The following is a 19,669-nucleotide window of genomic DNA, read 5'->3' as shown; positions in this document are numbered from 1 at the left end:
CATAAAAATTGAGAAGGAAATACGGGAATGCTGAAAAAATATGTTCCATCGCCGCTAACGTTACTGGCGAGTTTCTTCGGTGCGATATCAGTGCTTGTTCCATCAACAGTGTACGCATGTGGAGAGGATGCTTATATAGGTCAGATCTGTGTGGTTGCAGGTACATATTGCCCACGAAATACGGCTGAGGCAGCAGGACAAATACTCGCAGTTTCAAGTAATCAAGCATTATTTTCTCTACTCAGCAATACATATGGTGGTGATGGTCGAACTACCTTCGCTTTACCTGATTTACGTGGGAGAGGGCCTGTTGGCTGGGGGACTGGTCCTGGTTTATCCGCCCATCAAGTCGGACAAAAATTTGGTAATGAAACGATCATTCAGACGGTGTCACAGATGCCAGTGCATAATCATGCAGCAATGTTTACTCCTGGAAGTGGTTCTGCTGTAACTATCAGTGCGTTGTCGACTCAGGGTGCCGGAACACTGAGCGTGCCTCAAGACGGTTCTATGTTGGCCGCCAGTCTGGCAACGGGAAGTTCATCTGCAAACATCTACGCCCCATCCGGTACAACAGGTGCTACGGTTAAGCTGGGCGGCGTTTCTGGTGGCGGTAGTACATCAGGTGGAACAGTAACTGTTAATCCGACTGGTAACGGTCAGCCAATGAATATAGTTCCACCTGAAATAGCAATGCATTATTGCATTGTCACGAATGGTGTTTATCCACCCAGACCATGAGTCGGGGACTCACTTACGATCTGAGCCCGTGATGTTACGGGCTTTTTTATTTACGGCAAAACGAATTCAAAACCCGCTTTCCCGTACCCCTAGTGCCGCCAGCCGTCGCCAAATACCGGTAAACAATGATTCCGCTTTCCCGTCTATGACCACCACGCCACGCAACGGTTGCGCGGGTAATTCGGCGTGAGCATCGACGGTCAGGCTGGTACCGTAATAGGCTTGTATCGGTTCCGGCCGGTGTTGTGCGTCACGACGTACGGCAATCGGGCCACCATGATCGGAGGCCAGATTTTCCAGTTGCAAATATTGAGCTCCGGTTGGGTCAATTTCGTTTAGATGCACCGCAACAGCAGGTCGGTGCGGATCATCCGCGACGAAATGACCGGCCGCATGGTCGGCTATCCGTTGCAGATTATCTTCACGCAAATAACCCCGCACCCGACCGTGCGCTACATCCACAATCCGCAGCAGGGGGGATTCTGTTGAAAGCCAGCGGCCCGGCGTCAGGTCGGTGGCGACGTCACGCACCATGCCTGCTTGCGAGGCACGGATTTGTAAACGGGCTTTCTGAGCGCTCAGTCCGCGATATTCGGCCAGTGATTCAGCCAGTTGCTGTTCCAGAATCAGGGCATCACCAGCAGTTTCCCGCCGTGTGGCTAGTCGCCGCAGTTGCAACTGTAAAATGGCGATATGCTGACGCACGATCCCCATGTGTGAATCCAGATCCGGCGCACTCAGTGCCAGCAACAGGTCACCTTTTTTCACCGATTGCCCGTCGCTGACATATCGAGTGACAATTTTCGCCGGAACCGGCGCATAGTAAGTGCTGACCTGCGCCGATTCCAGCATAGCCGGAATTTCGATACTGCTGCGCCATGGCAGAAACAGTACGGCCAGCCCGATCACGGTACACAATCCGGTGCGAAATAAAGTTGGAAGATGTGACTGTTGACGGCGTTGCCACCACTGCACCATTTCCCGCACGATGGGTAAGCTAATAAACCAGGAGATTTCAACCAGCATAAGAAAAATCCCTAATACTTTGAAAAAATAGTGATAAACCGTCAAAGCAATGCCAAAAAACAGAAAGAAACGCCACAGCCAGGAGGCATAGCCCCACAGCAGCAAACAACGGCGCTGCTGTGAAGACCAGTTTTCCGGCGGGGGGGCGTCATAACCGAATAGCCGTTCTCGTAAATACCAGCGGCACAAGGCATAGGCCCGACTTTGCAGATTATCGACGCGCAGAAAATCACTCAGAATGAAATAACCGTCGAAACGCATCAGCGGATTAATGTTCACAATCAGGGTGGTGATCCAGGTGGCGCTGGAAAGCAGAAATGCCGTCGTATGCAGTGGTCCTTCCGGTAACAGTGACCATGCCAGCAGCGCGATGACGGCGAGTAATAACTCAGCCAGAATGCCGCCTGCACCGATCAGCAAACGATCCTTGTGATCTTTCAGTCGCCAGGCATCACTGACATCGGTATAAAACAGCGGAAACATCACAATAAAGGCGACACCCATGCTTTGCACTCGACAACCGGCTTTCTTGGCCATGTAAGCGTGGCCAAGCTCGTGGATAAATTTGGCAAAGATCAGTGCCGCCCCATAAGACAGCATACCTTCCATACTGAACAGATGCGGAAACGAACTGCGATAACGTGGCCAGTCACGGTTCACCAGAAATAAACCACAAAGCAGGAGCAGAGGAAAAACCCATCGCAGCACGATGGCACCATATTGTCGCAGCCACGGCCAGCTACGGTTCAGAAACGGATCCGGGCGCCAGAGCGGGATCCGGAAAAACAGATACTGATGCAAAAGCTGTTTTAAAAAACTGCTGCGCCGCGCCGCCGCTTTTAGTGGATAACTGACCCGCTGTTCGGGATCGCTGGCAGCAACCAGATCATGCATGCGCAGAAAACGCAGCAACTGCTCGAGGTCGTGTTCGCCAAGAGGTAGTCCGGCCTCTTGGTTGGCTGCTGCCATCACTTGCACCGGATCCTGCAGCGACCAGTGGCGCAGCAGGCGAATGGCGGCTGCACTGAGTTTAAAATAATGGCCGGAAATGGTGTCGACCAGTGTCCATTGCGGTGAACCATCCAGTGCCGTTACCGGACCGGAGATCTGCAAATCTTCACGCAGCGCGGGCAGCGGCTTCATAGGCCAAGCGTCTTACGTAAGGCAGCCAGTGGGCGGCGAAACAGATACAAAGCCAGTGGCACCCGATCACCATAGATTTTGGCCGTACCCCGTAAGCCAATGCGGGGCGCATGCGCACTGAAACGTGCATCCAGCCGATAGGCCAGCGTTCCGTTCGGGGTTGGTTCAGACTCGTAGGCGATCCGTTCGAGATGCGCGTCATGGCGCTGCAACGGATCGCTGTCGAGAAACAGTGCGACATCGGCATTGGCTGGGAAATGAATGGCATCGCCCACATCCAGTTCAATTTTGAGTTCGGCCTGTTGCGGATCGGCCAGTTCCATCAAGCGTTCACCGGTGCGTACCGGTTTTCCTATCCAGCGATCGGCATCGGCAAAGACCGCAATGCCATCACGTTCCGCCCTGACTTCACTGCGGCCCAATAATTCGTTGGCATAATCCAGTTCTGCCCGTTTTTGCGCAACCTGGGCGGATAATAAATCAAGTCGGGCATTGGATTCGGCATCATGGAAAGCGCGTTGCGAATTGCTGCGGAATTCAGCTTCAGCGACACCGAGAGCCCGTTCGGCCACATCGGCTTGTGCTTTCAGCGTGGTATTGTCAAACCGGATCAGAATATCGTTCTTTTTGACCGGTTGATTGGGTTTGACTAGAAATTCGGCAATCACACCGTCGAGTGGGGCCGCCACGACGCGACCTTCATACGGCACGACTTCAGCCGGAGCCAAGACTGACTGGCGCAGCGGAAATAACATGGCCAATGCTACTACACCTCCGGCAAGCAGCATCTGGGTTTTCGGCAGACCCGGCCGCCAGATCTTGCGGGGTTCCAGCGCCAGCCAGGCATGCACATAGGCATCTGCCAGTTGTTCCGCCAGTAAGCGCTCGGCTTCCTGCCAGGGTTGATCTCTTGCATACCAGAGCCCGCCAATTAAGGTGTCATTTTTATCCTTTAATGGCAGCCACAAGGCTTCCGGTGCCGACAGACTTTGCCAATCCTGTTGAGACTGCTGATCCAGCCAGGCTGCCTGAATGACGGTGGGTTGTTGCGCATGTTCCCCCGCGAGTAGTTGTTTGGCAGCGCGTTCGATAAAAGCAATAAACGGCGCATGCGGATCGGGCACAGCCACACCCGTCACCGCCCGAACCCGTCCGGCAATCACCAGTGCCACATGACGAAACCCAAATAGGCTCTGGCTGTCATTGACCATGCAATAGGCCAGTGTTTCCGGTGTTTTAGCCGCCCGAACCTGACGTTCATGGTGTATAAACCGGATAAAGGCTTGTTCGGCACTGAAAAAAGGCGATGCGTTCACGGTGCCTCCGTAAAGCGGGCGTTGCCGCTCATGCCTGCCAGTAAATTATTATCCGGCTTCAGTAATCGCCCGATCAGCGTCAGGGTCTGGCTGCTTTCATCGATGCGGGCACCAATGCGAACGATTTCAGCTTGTAACGGTTGTCCGGTTTCATCTGGTGTGAAGATGAACGTCTGTTTGGGCTTGAGGGCCGGCAGCCAGCGTGACGGCACTAAAAGATGAATTTCCAGATGACGATTATCAACAATGTCCAGTAAGGGCGTTCCCTGTGCGACATACTCGGAAACCTGGATTTTGCGCGAAACAATCCGGCCATCGAATGGGGCCGTGGTGCGGCATCGATTGACCTGGATCTGATAAACCTGACTTTCTGCCTGTGCCTGCGCCAGATGTGCTTCCGATAAAGCAATGGCATGGCGGCCAACCGACTTCATTTCGCCCAGTTGCCGGTTTTGTGTCAGTTCTTCCTGAGCCGCGCGGGCAGCTGCCTGTGAAGCGGCCAGTTGAGCTTGATAGGCGGAACAGTCGAAGCGGGCCAGTAAATCACCTTTATGAAAGGCTTCACCTTCCCGAAAGGGCAATTCCACAACTCTGGCATTCAGTTCACTGGAGAGTACGGCCTGATCGACAGCCCGTAACACACCTCGGGCTTCCGTCGTGGCAGATGATGTGGTGATTGGTGTAGCGGCGGAAGCCGATAAGAGCGGATCATCGTTGGTTGCGGCAAAAGCGGGCACAGATAACCCAAACAGCCACAGCCATGATAGATAGTTGCGAGTTACCCGATGCAAATTGGTCTTTTTTCCCATGTGTTCACGGCTCCTGAGGTGGGAAGATTGGCTGACAAATTGCGATGGAATTGAAAGGAGTGTAACAGAAGTTTATTCGTAAGAGTCCGATCTTGCGTTGGCTACGTGTGCTTTTGTGAGATTGACGGAATTTAGTGGAGAACGAAAAGCTCTGTCGAATAAGCCTGCCGGACAGGCAGGCTACTGCGATGACTAATGCGGTTATTTCTTCCGGTTGAGCTTCGTCATTTTCCGCAGCAGATCATCGGCAACGGTTTCCGGTTCTTCGACGACACCATCGGCATCGGCTAAAGGAAATACAGCGACAGCCACCCCATCTTCCGTCATGCCTTTGACCCAGCGATCCAGCCAGGTTTTCAGCGGGATCGGATGCGGTTCACAATCGGCAAATTCGCTGCCAGCCCATGCCTTGGCATAATCCGGATGCGGCCATACCGGAATACAGTCTTCATCGTCCGTGGCCAGCGAGACACAACCTTCGCTGTCTTTCAGGATCCAGATCTCACCGTGCGTGACGGCTTGCTGCAGAAAGTGGTGATAACGCTGTTCGGCATCTTGCGCCTGAATGGTCTGAAATTCGTCGGTGGAAAGTGAATAGGTCATGCTCATGCCTCAGATAAAGTATGCCCGGATCATATCGGTATCCGCACGAAGAACAAACTCTGCTTTTTGATCTTTCTGTCATCGAGCGGAAAGGATGTTGAATCAACATGGTTTTTATCGTGTTAAAGGCTGTGATTCAGCACAAGCTTCAGGTGTGAAGAATAGATGTATTTCTTTGGTCATTTCAAGGATGGTTTATTATTCATTATAAACCAAAGGGTTTTAATCTTGGCTGACAGACGGTGGATCATGGGAATACCAACCCGGTATTTCATCACAACCAGCGAGTTACGCATCATCCATGTTTTTTTACATCACAGGAATGGCAGAGCAAGCCCCGCAGTTTCGCTGCCAATAAGGAAGGGAGCCTCCAACAATGAAGCAGCAAATCGTCCCCACGCAAACCGAGATCAAATTTCAGCACGATGAGTTGATTGTCTCCAAAACCGATCTCACCGGTCGAATCACGTATGCCAACAAGGTGTTCATGCGAGTCTGTGATTTTTCAGAAGAAGAATTATTGGGACAACCGCATAACATCATTCGCCACCCTGATATGCCCCGTGGTGTCTTCTGGGGCGTCTGGAATACGATCAAACAGGGGCAGGAGTTTTTTGGTATGGTCAAAAACTTAACGGCCCATGGCGATTATTACTGGGTTTTGGCCAATATCCGTCCTGACTTCCGAGGTGGAAAAAGTGTGGGTTATTTCTCTGTCCGACGATCGCCTTCCCGCAAACTCATAGAAAGTATCATTCCGGTTTATAAAGAAATGCTGTCTTTTGAACAAGGCAAAGGAAAGGATGCGGCTCAGCTCTCATGGCAACGGCTGGAAAAGCAGCTGGCGTCGCAGGGCACCACATACGAGCAATATATTCTTAATCTTGTTGAATCCACTAAAGAGCGATAAGACATGGGTAAAATTCTTTTAAAAACCAGCCGCTCCAGCCATAAAAGCCTTTTTATCAGCCAGAAATTTATGCTGACCTGTGCTTTTTTTGCCGTGGCAATTTTGGTGCTGGCCGTTTCTTCGTTCAACGAAGCCGGTTTTACCATCTTCAATGTCAGCATTCCGATCTTGTTGTTATTGTTTATTTTTGTGGCATTGCGAGAGCAGAATCGCCTGCTCAATGCTTTGGAGCAAATCAACGAGGTGCTGATTAAAGCCGGATGTGGAGAAACGCATGTCCGGGTCACCGGCACCAAAGGGTTGGGCGAACTCGGCAAGATTGCATGGAACCTCAATTCGTTGCTGGATATTCTGGAAGCCAACTTAAAAGACATGGTTTCCTGCTTTGAACATGCGGCCGAAGGCAAATATTACCGACATGCCTTTAATCAGGGCTTACCGGGTGAGTTCAGCAAAATTGCCGACAACGTCAACATCTCGCTGGATGCCATTCAAGAGGCAACGGAGTTGTCTCGGCAGAGTGGATTGCTGAATCAGTTGCACGACAGTAATAACTCCAGCTTGCGCCACCATCTGTCGGGAAATCAGGATGACTTACTGATGCTCAGCAGCAAGATGGATGAAGTGCTGACGAATGCGCAGTCGGGGCTGGATGCCTCAGAACAGAGCCTGCACACGGTTGAAACTTTAAGTCAGGATCTCATCAACATTAATCAGGACATTCAGGATACCGGCGGTGTGGCGCGGATACTGGCCGAAGAAAGCGCTCACATCACGGAAACGATCAATATCATTAATGGTCTGACGGCACAGACCAACCTGCTCGCGCTGAATGCGGCCATTGAAGCCGCCCGTGCTGGCGAGCTGGGTCGTGGTTTTGCGGTCGTTGCGGATGAAGTCAGGGCGCTGGCGGAAAGAACGCGTCAGTCAACGGATGAAATCAATCAGGTCGTGCACAGTCTGACTGAAAAAATCGGGGCCATCGTGAATAGCGTACTCACGCTGGGCGACCGGAGTCAGGGGATCAGTGATAACGTGGCCGGATTCCGCCATTCGTTCCAGAACGTAGCCGAAGGGGCGAAACAAAATATCAATAACCTGAGCTACGCCAAGGATCTGGCTTTCGCCTCATTAATCAAACTCGATCATGTCATCTTTATGCAAAGCGGCTATCAGGGCATTGAAACCCGGGGCAGTGGCAATTCACTGAAAGATTCCTCTGAACCACATACCGATTGTCGTCTGGGCCGCTGGTATTATAGTGGTGAAGGTCAATCGTTGTTTGGTCAACAGAAGAGCTTCAAATTACTGGAAGCGCCGCATCGTCAGGTACATGAAAAAGTCCGCATGGCGGTTGAAGCGGCGCAGGGTGACTGGTTACATAATGATGAGTTGATGAATTCCATTGTTGTCGCCATGCATGCCGCAGAGCAGGCAAGTGGTCAGGTCATGAGTTTGCTGAACCGGATGGTGGAAGAAAAACACGCCAGATAATACCGGCTATCAGGGGAGTCGCGGTCTCCCCTGATAGCCGATTGATGCGAGCTTAGTTGCTGCTGGCAAGCCAGGGCGGATTGAGCGAGTGATTGACCGCCTGTTTCACCGCATCGCCGAGCTGCCAGACCGCCATCGAATAATGCACGCTTTTGTTATAGCGCGTGATGGTATAGAAGTTGTTCAGACCGTACCAGTATTCATAACCACTGCCGACATCAAGCCGCAATACGCTGGCTTCGGTATGATTGCCAAGGCTGCGGGTTGGCTTCAGGCCTGCCGCAGCCAGTGTGGCTAACGGGTAGCGATTTTCAAAGCCGTATTTGAAACCTGGGGCTTTACCGCTGCCACGTACGGCAATGGTGTCACCGGCTTTCCAGCCATGTGCCTGGAAGTAATGCGCGACACTGCCAATGGCATCTTCCGGATCCCAGAGGTTGATACGTCCGTCGTGGTTGAAGTCGACGGCATACGCCTGATAGGCCGACGGCATGAATTGGCAATAACCCATGGCACCGGCAAAAGAGCCGCGCAGTTCATGCGCATCCAAATGCTGATCACGAGCCATTAGCAGAAATGTTTCCAGTTCGTGAGTAAAAAACTCTGAACGCCGCGGATAATCAAATGCGAGAGTTGCGAGTGCATCAAGCAGGCGTGTTTTACCCAGCACGCGTCCCCAGCGGGTTTCTACACCAATGATACCGACAATGATTTCGGGTGGTACACCATATTCCTGATAAGCACGATCCAGTGTCGCGGCATGCTGTTGCCAGAAATCGACGCCATTGCGGATGTTATCGGGCGTGATGAACTGTTTGCGATAACGCAGCCATGCTCCGGTCGGGCCATAGGGCTTCTGACTGGGCGTAGGCGCCTGACGATCCATCAGCCGGATCACCGAATCAAGCCGTTTAGCATGACTCAGCCAGGATTCCAATTGTGCACGGTCATAGTGATGGTTGTTCACCATGTCGTCGACAAAGCGGCGAGCATTGGGATTGTCAGCAAAATCACCACTGACTGGGCCTGCTTCCCCCGATGGCGTTACCGCTTCGGTCCGTGTCTGGTTCGGCGCAGGCTGGTCAGCATCGTTGTCGTGACTGCTGCAGGCCGACAGCATAAAAAATATGACGAGCAAAGGAACTAGAATACGCATGGATCGTCCGTATCTTGGCATGAAAACTCAGTAAAACGTCTCGCCTTGGTTGGGTGGCGGACACCTGTAAACGGGGAGAGGACTTTACCGCTGAATGCCGGATAAAGGAATATCTATCACGCAATTACGGTGTGATTGTTCCTGTAAAGAAAAACCCGGCTGTGCCGGGTTGGGATTGTGGTGTAAATATGAACTGAGGTCATGAGATCACTGAGCATCTGCTGCGTGACGTTGAATCGGTACCACCCTGAGGGACGAGAGTTGGAAGAAGCGCAGTTCTGCATCCCCGCCAATGATCTCGACGGAAAGTCGGTTGGCCCCTGGTGGCGCAAAGACGAGATCCGACAGCACCACTTCGCCGTCATTCACGAAAACCTCAATTGAGCTTGTATCAACAATGATATCGAGCGTGATCATGCCATTACGTGCCGGTGCCCGAGATTGACGCACTTCACGGTAAATGGCAGGCATCAAGTTGGCGATGGCATCGGCTTCCCGCGTGATGAAAACGGTGTTCCGGCGGAAGTTGTAGCCAACGACGGCAAAGTGCCCCTCTTTTTCCTTAAGACGGAAGCGGATTTCGTTGGCAGCGGAGGTCGCATCGAGCGTGATACGAAGCCGATAGGCATCGGATTGGGGTTGGGGAAGGGGTGTATTCACGGCATTGCTTACGCGTACCTTCGAGCGGACCACGGTGTTGCCTTCAAGTTTATCGAGGGCTTCGATGGGCTGCGAAACGAGCATCAATTTACCATCCACCGAGTGCAATTCGATGCGTCGTACGAGCGAGTCGGTACCGCCATGCCAGCCGGTCGTCGGCAGTTGGGTGGCGTAAGCCCAGTTGTTGAGCCAGCCGATGGCATATCGAGCGGCGAGACGCTGCGTCGTATTCAGACGTGGATCGTCCCATGTCACCATCGCATAGAAATCAGCGCCCGCGTCGAGCCAGCGAGGGGTAGCATCGTCGGCGGTAAAATGTTTGCCATCCCAGTCCCCCGTCCAATATACAGTGCCCGTGGTCATGCCCAGACTGGCACCGTTCGCACCAGTCGCAAGCACCCAGCGGATGTGTGCCGGGTTGCCATCAACGGACATGCGGAACAGATCGGGGCATTCAAGCAGACCGAGGTCATTGCGCACGAAGCCTGATTGATACGTCCAGTGCTTCAGATCTGGGGAGGTGTAGAAGCCGATTTTTTGGCCCTCGGCGAGCACCATGAGCCATTCGTTGCGAGCATCGTCCCAGATGATCTTCGGATCACGCCAGTCGTGCACACCCGGGTTGTCCATGACCGGGTTACCATCGTATGCCTTAAAGCGATAGCCTCCGTCGGTCGAAATGAAGAGCGACTGGCGCTGCACGCCTTCGTGCTGCTGGGTCATGATTGCAATCACCGCACCCGCCCCGAAACCGGCAGTGTTCTTGGTGTCAATCACGGCACTGCCGGTCTCAATATCGCCGAGGCCATTTTTGTATTTGTCGATTGCGACACCGTGTTCCTGCCAATGAATAAGATCGATTGAGGTCATATGGAACCATTCGGTGCCGTTGCCGTTGGGGTAATCAGCGTTATAGAGATAGTAGTAGTGCCAGACGCCGTTGATCAGGAGCGGACGCTGCGGATCGTTCATCCAGTGCTTGGCGGGGGTGAGGTGCAGTGCGGGTCGATAAGGGGTCCAGTCATGCGGACGTAAATACGGGGATGCTTCGGTTGGCGATGCGAGTAAATGTCCGGAATCGGATGCAGTGCTTGGTTCGGCTCTGACGACGGCTACTGCGATGCCGAAAGCGACCAGCGCACAAGCGATGACTCGTCGACGCGTCGCAATCATGGCGATGAGATTGAGGTTCATAATCCTCCGTGTTCAGAAATGAAAAAAGAGAGGGGATGCGGCGGCATGTCGCACTACCGCATCGCCCCTCTAGGCGAGAGATATCACCAGAGACGCTGTTAATTCAGCGGCTTGGTAATGACCCCGCTCGGGTTCACATTGATGTTTGCCGGAATATCCGCCCAACCACCCAGACCATCGCCGTTGGCGCCATAGGAATGATCAACGTCCGATGAGTCGCCATGGATATTGATCTTCACCGTAGGGGCCAGCGTGCCGCCGCGACGGAAGTTTTCCTTAACACCCACCGTGTCGATGAACGACTGCACCAAACCACCAGGCATCACGTAGTGAGAGTATGCTTGGAAGTGACCGGCTGGCTGGTTGTAGTCAGGATCATATGGAGTGCCTGGCCAGTAGTTAAGGTTTGACGGATTGCCCAGTACCAGACCGGAGCCCATGTTCATTGGCTGGTAATCGCTGCGGATCCCGTTGCCCACGAAACCATATACACCTTCAGGGCCTGTAATGCCGGCCGCATAGGTGGTGCTGTGGCTGATGGTAAAGAGATAATACTTGCCATCTTTCTTGTAGATCTCGGGACGTTCGGTCTGATCGGTCACGCAGTTCGCCGAGAGAATCGGTGGCAGGAACTCCCACTCCGTCAGATCGGCATTTTTGGCTTTCGCCAGACCGATGTTGCCGAGTTGATAGGTCGCCCCCGATGCATTTACTTGTGGAACTGTCTCTGCATAGGTATCACCCTCCTGATAGCCAAGATCATCTGCTGTACATTTGGCTGATGCACGCGGCATGGCCGAATTCCCCTCGAAGACCATATAGGTCTCACCCGGATGAGCCGGGTCTGTGAAGGTAAACGGGTCGCGGAAGTTGAAGTATGGGTTTTGTTCGGCGGTCTGGTAGTAAGTACCATCAGCCTTCAGGAGCGGAATAACCTTATCGAAACCGGTAAATGTCACGCCGTTCTTGTTCGCATGTATATGGCCCACGCTGAGCGCGATCCGTGGATCATACGGCTTGATGTCATTGCCCTTGGCATCACGGTAGAACGCAACATCGGTGAAGAACAGCTTAACTTCGCCACCAGGGAAAATGCGCGCAGAGCCAGACCATTGTGTCTGATGGCTGTATGACTGATCCTCGAAGATCTTGCCGGTGACTCCATCGGCGAAGACGAGACCACCATAGGTCCACCCCCCATTTTTCGGCCGTTGATCCGCTGGAATGCCTGCCGGACGGTAGAAATAACCGATCTTCGCGAACACATGGCGGTCATCGAAACCCAGTTTCCGATCAGCCACGAGGGAGAAAATAACTTCCTGACCGTTAATGCTGTATTGGTTTCCATCGGCATCGGTCAGCGGCCAGGAATCCCACACCCAGACCTGATCGTTCGACATGTCAGGGAAGTCTTGAGGAATACTTGGCATGGTGTATTCCTCTGGCATTGAGTTTTCACGCGAGCCAGCAGTCGGATCGGACATCCGTTTGATCTGGCGCGCATCGGCACGAGTCCACTTCGCCGTGAAGTTATCCTCTGGGGCATATGCCTGCTGCGAGTGAGTGGTCGGCTCAGGACCTGGCTGTAGAACAGGAGCGGCAACTGCGGCTGTTGCGACAGTCATGGCCATTCCCAGCACGGGGATTACCGACAGGTATCGATGGTTTTTCATGGTATTAACCTCCATTGTTTTTCGTAAACATCCACCATTTCCAGATGCAATGGATATCCGCAGTTTTGCCGGTTAAATCCAGAAACGACTTTGCCCTCGGCACCGGATGCATCCAAGAAAGCGCCGCCAGCTTGCACAAGGCAATACGAGGCTGCGCAATGCCTGAAGGCATCACGGGCTAGAGTGAAAAAACAAAATCAAATCGCGGACACGAAAAGAAACGTGCCGGCATACAAAACTGGCGGTCCCGCTATCGTAGGAAAATTCCGTTAGACCGGAGACTTTGCGTCGCCACCTTTCGATGGTTTTGCCTTTTTCAGTTAAGTAACCGCTCACAGAAGGAGAGTTAGTTAACCAAATGAGAATGACAATCGGTTAATTGCCATCTCTCATTAAAAAGTAACACAACAGGAATCACTTGAAAACAAAAATATGTGAGCTAAATCGGTTTAGTTTAAGTTTACTTGGTAATTAAATTGACATATTTATGTGTTTGTGATTTTAAATTTGTGTTTTTCGCAGATAGATCGCTGCTAGAATCTGTTTGAAAAAGGGGAAAAAAGATCTGTATGACAGCCGGATAAGTGGTTTTGTGATGTGCGGGATACAAGCCAGATTTTATTTAACCTGGAAATAAAAAAACCCAGTAAAAACTGGGCTTTAAGAATGATATTCTACGATAAATGTATCTGGTTAACTTCAGAACGGAATATCGTCGTCGAAATCCATCGGTGGTTCGTTATAGGTTGGTTGCTGTGCTGCCGGGGCAGGAGCATAACCCCCTTGCTGTGCTGCCGGGGCAGGAGCATAACCCCCTTGTGGTGCAGCCGGTGCACCGTAACCAGGATTCGCATTACCCTGTGGCGCGGCGGCGGCAGGGCGACCCCAATTACCTTGTTGTGGTTGCTGTGCCGGTGCTCCCATGTTGCCGCCAGCAGGCGCGCCGCTGCGGGTATCCAGCATTTGCATTTCATTGACAATGATTTCAGTGGTGTAACGTTTTTGCTGGCTTTGTTGATCGACCCATTCACGCGTTTGCAGACGACCTTCCAGATACACTTTGGCACCTTTACGCAGATATTCACCCGCGATCTCAGCCAGACGGCGGTAAACCACAATGCGATGCCACTCAGTACGTTCCTGCAGCTGGCCCTGTTGATCCTTCCAGCTTTCGCTGGTCGCAACGGTGAAGTTGGCCACTGCGTTGCCATTCGGCATGTAACGCACTTCCGGGTCTTGCCCCAGATTGCCAACGATAATGACTTTATTCACGCCTCTGGCCATGTTCTGCTCCGTAAAAAATGCATATTCTCTGACTGGCTATCTTAGCAATAATCACCGTTAAAGTCAGATCGGTTGCTATGACAGGTGTTAAATAGTTGCGGCAGAAGACATTAACATATTTGCAGCAATACTGGCTATCCATCCAGTGCTAGCTGTGCCATACTGAGATTTTGATGCAGTTCACAGTTGGCTCTCTATGGATAAGATCGAGATCCGGGGCGCACGCACCCACAACCTGAAAAATATCAATCTGACCTTACCTCGCGATAAGATGATCGTGATCACCGGCCTGTCGGGATCGGGTAAATCCTCGCTGGCATTCGATACGCTGTATGCCGAAGGGCAGCGTCGTTACGTCGAATCCCTGTCTGCTTATGCCCGTCAGTTCTTAAGTTTGATGGAAAAACCCGATGTGGATCATATCGAAGGCTTATCGCCAGCCATTTCCATCGAGCAGAAATCGACGTCGCACAATCCCCGCTCTACCGTCGGTACGATCACCGAGATTTATGATTATCTGCGTCTGTTGTACGCCCGAGTGGGTGAACCCCGTTGTCCGGATCACGATTTACCGCTGGCGGCGCAAACCATCAGTCAGATGGTGGATCGGGTGCTGGCCGAACCGGAAAATCGCAAGATGATGATCTTGGCGCCGGTGGTTCGTAACCGCAAGGGTGAGCACAAACAACTGCTGGAAAACCTCGCGGCGCAAGGTTATATCCGGGCCCGGATCGATGGCGAAGTCTGTGACCTTTCGGATCCACCGACGCTGGAACTGCAAAAGAAACACACGATCGAAGTGGTCGTGGATCGTTTCAAGATCCGCGCCGACCTGCAATTGCGTCTGGCGGAATCATTTGAAACGGCACTGACGCTGTCCGGCGGGCTGGTCTATGTCGCGGATATGGAGGATGACAAGGCGCATCCGCTGATCTTCTCGGCCAATTTTGCCTGTCCGGAATGCGGTTATTCATTGAGCGAACTGGAGCCGCGTCTGTTTTCGTTCAACAACCCGGCGGGAGCGTGCCCGACCTGTGATGGTCTCGGGGTGCAACAATATTTTGATCCGCATAAGGTGGTGACGAATCCGGAATTGAGTTTGTCCGGCGGTGCAATCCGTGGCTGGGATAAACGCAGTTTCTATTATTTCCAGATGCTGAAGTCGGTGGCGGATCATTACCATTTTGACCTCGATGAACCATTTGATGCGCTGCCGCCACAGGCGAAAAAAGTGGTCTTGCATGGCAGCGGTCATACGCATATTGAATTCCGTTACATGAACGACCGTGGTGACGTGGTGGTGCGTAATCATCCGTTTGAAGGGGTGCTGCACAACATGGAGCGGCGCTATCGCGAGACGGAATCGAACAGTGTACGTGAAGAGCTGGCCAAATATATTGCCAATCAGCCTTGTCCGAGCTGTCAGGGCAGCCGGTTACGGCAGGAAGCTCGACATGTGTATGTCGAAGGAGTGACGCTGCCGCAAGTGGCCGAGATGTCGATTGGTGAAGCCCTGAACTTTTTCCAGAATATGAGTCTGACTGGGCAACGCGCTCAAATTGCGGAAAAAATCTTAAAAGAGATCATCGAACGTCTGGGTTTTCTGGTGAATGTGGGCCTCAACTACCTGTCCCTGTCTCGTTCTGCGGAAACCCTCTCCGGGGGCGAGGCACAACGTATCCGGCTGGCCAGCCAAATCGGGGCCGGGCTGGTAGGGGTGATGTATGTGCTGGATGAGCCTTCTATCGGTTTACATCAGCGCGACAATGAACGTCTGTTAGGAACCTTGTTTCACCTGCGTAATCTGGGCAATACCGTCATTGTTGTCGAACACGATGAAGATGCGATCCGTCATGCGGATTATGTGGTCGATATCGGTCCGGGTGCAGGGGTACATGGCGGGGCGATCGTGGCACAGGGGACTCCCGCTGAAATCATGAACAACCATGACTCGCTGACCGGTGAATACCTGTCTGGCCGCAAAAAGATCGAAGTGCCGGCACAACGGCGACCCATCGGTGACAAGTGGCTGAAGTTACTGGGTGCCACGGGTAACAATCTGAAGAAAGTCAATTTGCATGTGCCTATCGGGGTCATGACCTGTATCACTGGCGTCTCCGGTTCGGGCAAATCGACGTTGATCAACGATACCTTATTCCGAATTGCCCACCGTGATTTGAATGGCGCCACCGTCGAAAAACCGGCTCCGTATGTCGATATTCAGGGGATGGAACATCTGGACAAGGTGGTCGACATCGATCAAAGCCCGATCGGACGGACTCCGCGATCCAATCCGGCCACCTACACCGGCTTGTTTACACCGATCCGTGAACTGTTTGCTGGCACACAGGAGGCGCGTTCGCGCGGCTATCAGCCGGGGCGTTTCTCGTTTAACGTCAAAGGCGGGCGCTGTGAAGCCTGTCAGGGCGATGGCGTGATCAAAGTCGAGATGCATTTCCTGCCGGATGTCTATGTGCCTTGCGATGTTTGCAAGGGCAAGCGTTACAACCGGGAAACCCTGGAAGTGAAATATAAAGGTAAGACCATTCACGAAGTGCTGGATATGACTGTCGAGGATGCCCGTACCTTTTTCGATGCAGTTCCGGCACTGGCGCGTAAGCTGCAAACCCTGATGGACGTGGGGCTCTCGTATATCCGCCTTGGTCAGTCAGCCACTACACTCTCCGGTGGCGAGGCGCAGCGTGTGAAGCTGGCAAAAGAGTTGTCGAAGCGCGATACCGGCCAGACGCTCTATATTCTGGATGAACCCACCACTGGCCTGCATTTTCACGACATTCAGCAATTACTGAATGTGCTGGAAAAACTGCGGGATAATGGTAATACCATCGTGATCATTGAACACAATCTGGATGTCATCAAGACGGCAGACTGGATTGTGGATCTGGGTCCGGAAGGGGGTTTCGGAGGGGGGATGATTCTGGCGGCAGGCACACCAGAGCAAGTTGCCGACTGTGCCGAATCACATACCGCTCGCTTCCTGAAGCCCTTGCTGCAACGAGATAAGGTGATTCAGGCGTAACTACCGAGCAAGGGGCAACGAGCAATGTTGCCCTTTTTTTAGATCGACAGTAATTGATTAACGCAATCGGTGATATCGGTGATAGAACCTACCGCATCAATTTTGTTGATCTGCTCCATGATGATACTGGCGCGATTAGGCGCATAACGGGATAAATAGGCCAGTTCATCGTGAAAATATTTGGGGAATACCTTCCCCTTGGGGGTTATCGTAATTTTCAGCAGGCGGGTTTCCCCCATCATGGAGGCCTGTTGATATGTGTCACGATATTTATTCACTGAAAATAATTCATCAGCATCTTTTAAGATATAAAAATAGCCAGCATTGTTATTTTTTTCTTTTACGGTAATCAAAACATGGAATGAATAAAAACCGGGTTGGGTTTTTATTTGATTCCACGTTTCATTCACTTTCTTGATGACCAACTCATGGCGTAGGGCGGATAAATACAAGGCCCTATTTTCTTCATTATTAATACTGAATTCTGGCAATATGGTTTTATCTGAAAGCGCAATATCACTGATATAACGGATTTTATCCTGCCGTTTAATAAAAATAGACGTTTGCGGATGGTTGTGGGCATAAAGATTTCTCAGCGCCCGCGAAAGACCATAAACAGTATCCCGGCATCCGGTTGCAGTCAGTGAATTGAGATTCTGATAAATGAATTTTCTGAGTGCAAATTTCGCTTCATGATGGCGTTCGTTGCCATGTATTTTTAGCTGGATAATATTTCCCTGCGCGCGCACTATTTGATAGGGCTGTTTGTTCAGTGTTTCATTCAATGGTGGAAAATCGATATATAAAATATCACCGGTGAATACATGCAACGTTTTATCGGTTTTGATCTTTAAACCACACGATGAAATATCAATGGTCTCAGCAGAAATACTTTCTTTGCCTGCTTTAAGATTATGTACCGTGAGTGGCATTTGATATAAGAAACGATCTTCTTTTCGTTTGTCTTCTATTTCATTTTTGACAATATGCAGTTCGCGGTGATGCGCTGTTTTCTTGGGAATAAACTGGAAGATTGCCATCTTGTCGATGGTTTCACTGGCTTCTGAATTTTCAAAGAGTTGCAGTTGGTTAATGAGATCCGAGGTATCACTGATCACCAACATTTTCTGGTAACCCGAGGCCAGCGTTTTAGCCCTTTCCTGATGACTGGCGTTAATAAATTGTAATGATTCACTGGCATTTTCTGGCAGGGAACTGGTGATATAACACTCCTTTTCCGGATGCATGGTGATGGCATCCAAGCGGAATAGCATGAGGTTGCCTTTACTGCGGGCATGGGCCAGGCGGGCGATCTCTTTGGCTTCTGGATGATGAATAAATTCATCCAAAAAGATAATCAGGAATTTGGCGTAATGCTGGGGTGTTGATACTGGCGCGATAAAAAAATAATCAGAGACAATGGCTTGTTCCCGCAATAAACGCTGTATTTTTTCATGAGCAATCAGATCCATCAGCATGGTCTGATGGTCAATATCCGTTAGCTTTTGCAGGATCGCTTCATTGTGACCAGTGAGATAAACAGCATTCGGTAGCCAGTTGTTTTCTTTTTGTTGCAGAAATACCGGTAGATGGTTAAGCCGATTAATAATGTATTGCTCATAGCCTTTGACCAGCACGGCTTCCTGAGTGTTTTCAATAGGTACTCTGTGCCGCCGTAATTGTGATACGACAAATTTTTGAATATGTGCGTGAAATTCTGCGTAAGTATCACCTTGCTGGTGTTCATCGATTTTTATGCGGTAGTAATAATTATTTTTCTTTGAAATGCAGGAGAGTAATTTATAAGAAATAAATACCGGGTTTGAAAAGGAAAATTCTTTTTCAAACCCGATGAAGCGAATATAAACTTTCGTGATGCCGTCTTTTATTTTTAACCCAGATGTTTTGATACACATGCCATGGGCGGATATATCGGTTGTAGCTCCTTTAATCGCTGTTTTTTTATCTAAATTGATGGCGTTGTTATTATCGGTTTCAGTATAGATTTCTATTTCGGATACATAATAAAGACGTTGTTCTTTTCTGCGATAAAAATGAGTGAGAGATGTATATCCGGCCTCCGGGACTTCAACCGCGTTGGGATTTATTTTTTCCTTTTTTTCACGACTGAGCGCTCTGGCGATAACAAGATCATAGGCACCCTGCGTGTAACCTTTATATTTTTTACAAATCTCGATGAAATCGGTAATGGTCGTGTCGTTAATGAAATGTCTTATCCCTTCAAAATCAAAGGATTTATAATCAGATTGGCTTTCTCTCAGATCAATGACGCGATGACATTTTTTTGCCAGACGGGCGATTTCCATTTTTATCAGAAACCTGCTGGAGGGCGTTTCATTAGGGGCGTACTGAATGATTTTTTCATCCAGTTGCGGGTGACCGTAATCGTAGCGGAATGTATCAACTATTTTCTGTTGAAAATCACTTAACGATGGCGATGACGCAACAATTGCCATTTTAAAACACCTTCTTCATGTGAGGATATTTTGCCGAGCGCATTGTTAATATCACATATAAAGTGAAAGGGGTTCAATTTAAAAACAGTGTTGCTGTGGTAATAGTCAAAGTTTCGGGGAAGAAATAAGGCGGAGGATGCCCC

General features: G+C 50.9%; 13 protein-coding genes and 1 riboswitch. Of the genes, 4 read left to right on the top strand and 9 right to left on the bottom strand.

Annotation, left to right across the window (positions count from 1 at the left end):
• The first annotated feature begins 27 nt into the window (after positions 1-27).
• Entirely contained in the window at positions 28-741 is a 714-nt protein-coding gene (locus H027_RS0106885) for a phage tail protein (protein WP_024871750.1), read from the top strand.
• 66 nt (positions 742-807) lie between these two features.
• On the opposite strand, the gene H027_RS0106880 is transcribed toward H027_RS0106885, so the two are convergent.
• The 4 genes from H027_RS0106880 to H027_RS0106865 all read right to left on the bottom strand — a co-directional run bounded on the left by H027_RS0106880 (position 808) and on the right by H027_RS0106865 (position 5,638).
• On the bottom strand, positions 808-2,910 hold the full coding sequence (locus H027_RS0106880; RefSeq protein ID WP_024871749.1) for an HlyD family secretion protein: 2,103 nt from the start codon (positions 2,908-2,910) through the stop codon (positions 808-810).
• Complete coding sequence (locus H027_RS0106875) at positions 2,907-4,226, bottom strand: efflux RND transporter periplasmic adaptor subunit (RefSeq protein WP_024871748.1); 1,320 nt, start codon at positions 4,224-4,226, stop codon at positions 2,907-2,909. Before H027_RS0106875 ends, H027_RS0106880 begins: the two co-directional genes overlap by 4 nt.
• Positions 4,223-5,035 (bottom strand): efflux RND transporter periplasmic adaptor subunit, encoded by an 813-nt coding sequence (locus H027_RS0106870; protein ID WP_024871747.1) that lies wholly within the window; start codon positions 5,033-5,035, stop codon positions 4,223-4,225. Before H027_RS0106870 ends, H027_RS0106875 begins: the two co-directional genes overlap by 4 nt.
• Before the next feature lie 201 nt (positions 5,036-5,236).
• Positions 5,237-5,638: a DUF2750 domain-containing protein gene (locus H027_RS0106865; RefSeq protein WP_024871746.1), complete on the bottom strand. Its 402-nt coding sequence runs from the start codon at positions 5,636-5,638 to the stop codon at positions 5,237-5,239.
• A 376-nt stretch (positions 5,639-6,014) separates the two neighbouring features.
• On the opposite strand from H027_RS0106865, the gene H027_RS0106860 reads away from it, so the two are divergent.
• Both H027_RS0106860 and H027_RS19355 read left to right on the top strand, forming a co-directional pair.
• Positions 6,015-6,548 carry a PAS domain-containing protein gene (locus H027_RS0106860; protein ID WP_024871745.1) on the top strand — a complete coding sequence of 178 codons (534 nt, stop codon included), beginning with the start codon at positions 6,015-6,017 and terminating at the stop codon, positions 6,546-6,548.
• Between the two features lie 3 nt (positions 6,549-6,551).
• Positions 6,552-8,042 carry a methyl-accepting chemotaxis protein gene (locus H027_RS19355; RefSeq protein ID WP_024871744.1) on the top strand — a complete coding sequence of 497 codons (1,491 nt, stop codon included), beginning with the start codon at positions 6,552-6,554 and terminating at the stop codon, positions 8,040-8,042.
• Positions 8,043-8,094: 52 nt separating this feature from the next.
• On the opposite strand, the gene mltB is transcribed toward H027_RS19355, so the two are convergent.
• The 4 genes from mltB to ssb all read right to left on the bottom strand — a co-directional run bounded on the left by mltB (position 8,095) and on the right by ssb (position 14,009).
• Entirely contained in the window at positions 8,095-9,198 is a 1,104-nt protein-coding gene (mltB, locus tag H027_RS0106850) for a lytic murein transglycosylase B (RefSeq protein WP_024871743.1), read from the bottom strand.
• Between the two features lie 207 nt (positions 9,199-9,405).
• Positions 9,406-11,052, bottom strand: a complete 1,647-nt coding sequence (locus H027_RS0106845) for a glycoside hydrolase family 32 protein (protein WP_024871742.1) — start codon at positions 11,050-11,052, stop codon at positions 9,406-9,408.
• Positions 11,053-11,150: 98 nt separating this feature from the next.
• A complete protein-coding gene (locus tag H027_RS0106840) occupies positions 11,151-12,725 on the bottom strand; it encodes a glycoside hydrolase family 68 protein (RefSeq protein ID WP_024871741.1) in 1,575 nt (524 codons plus the stop codon).
• 237 nt (positions 12,726-12,962) lie between these two features.
• A riboswitch (cyclic di-GMP riboswitch) is annotated at positions 12,963-13,047 on the bottom strand.
• Positions 13,048-13,424: 377 nt separating this feature from the next.
• On the bottom strand, positions 13,425-14,009 hold the full coding sequence (gene ssb / locus H027_RS0106835) for a single-stranded DNA-binding protein (protein ID WP_024871740.1): 585 nt from the start codon (positions 14,007-14,009) through the stop codon (positions 13,425-13,427).
• Between the two features lie 196 nt (positions 14,010-14,205).
• Here ssb and uvrA point away from each other — a divergent pair, with 196 nt between their 5' ends.
• Positions 14,206-17,049, top strand: coding sequence for an excinuclease ABC subunit UvrA (gene uvrA, locus H027_RS0106830; protein ID WP_024871739.1), 2,844 nt, complete (start codon positions 14,206-14,208; stop codon positions 17,047-17,049).
• A 38-nt stretch (positions 17,050-17,087) separates the two neighbouring features.
• On the opposite strand, the gene H027_RS0106825 is transcribed toward uvrA, so the two are convergent.
• A complete protein-coding gene (locus H027_RS0106825) occupies positions 17,088-19,526 on the bottom strand; it encodes a PilZ domain-containing protein (protein ID WP_024871738.1) in 2,439 nt (812 codons plus the stop codon).
• Positions 19,527-19,669: the final 143 nt, after the last annotated feature.

Source organism: Tolumonas lignilytica, from assembly GCF_000527035.1.
GTDB lineage: Bacteria > Pseudomonadota > Gammaproteobacteria > Enterobacterales > Aeromonadaceae > Tolumonas > Tolumonas lignilytica.
Note: the sequence above shows the minus strand (reverse complement) of the source record. Positions and strands in the feature narration are given on the sequence as shown.

What these genes read in the sequence shown, in the direction of transcription:
- H027_RS0106885 (WP_024871750.1), top strand. Translation starts at nt 28, where the DNA reads ATGCTGAAAAAATATGTTCCATCGCCGCTAACGTTACTGGCGAGTTTC.
- H027_RS0106880 (WP_024871749.1), bottom strand. Translation starts at nt 2,910, where the DNA reads ATGAAGCCGCTGCCCGCGCTGCGTGAAGATTTGCAGATCTCCGGTCCG.
- H027_RS0106870 (WP_024871747.1), bottom strand. Translation starts at nt 5,035, where the DNA reads ATGGGAAAAAAGACCAATTTGCATCGGGTAACTCGCAACTATCTATCA.
- H027_RS0106865 (WP_024871746.1), bottom strand. Translation starts at nt 5,638, where the DNA reads ATGACCTATTCACTTTCCACCGACGAATTTCAGACCATTCAGGCGCAA.
- H027_RS0106860 (WP_024871745.1), top strand. Translation starts at nt 6,015, where the DNA reads ATGAAGCAGCAAATCGTCCCCACGCAAACCGAGATCAAATTTCAGCAC.
- H027_RS19355 (WP_024871744.1), top strand. Translation starts at nt 6,552, where the DNA reads ATGGGTAAAATTCTTTTAAAAACCAGCCGCTCCAGCCATAAAAGCCTT.
- mltB (WP_024871743.1), bottom strand. Translation starts at nt 9,198, where the DNA reads ATGCGTATTCTAGTTCCTTTGCTCGTCATATTTTTTATGCTGTCGGCC.
- H027_RS0106845 (WP_024871742.1), bottom strand. Translation starts at nt 11,052, where the DNA reads ATGAACCTCAATCTCATCGCCATGATTGCGACGCGTCGACGAGTCATC.
- H027_RS0106840 (WP_024871741.1), bottom strand. Translation starts at nt 12,725, where the DNA reads ATGAAAAACCATCGATACCTGTCGGTAATCCCCGTGCTGGGAATGGCC.
- ssb (WP_024871740.1), bottom strand. Translation starts at nt 14,009, where the DNA reads ATGGCCAGAGGCGTGAATAAAGTCATTATCGTTGGCAATCTGGGGCAA.
- uvrA (WP_024871739.1), top strand. Translation starts at nt 14,206, where the DNA reads ATGGATAAGATCGAGATCCGGGGCGCACGCACCCACAACCTGAAAAAT.
- H027_RS0106825 (WP_024871738.1), bottom strand. Translation starts at nt 19,526, where the DNA reads ATGGCAATTGTTGCGTCATCGCCATCGTTAAGTGATTTTCAACAGAAA.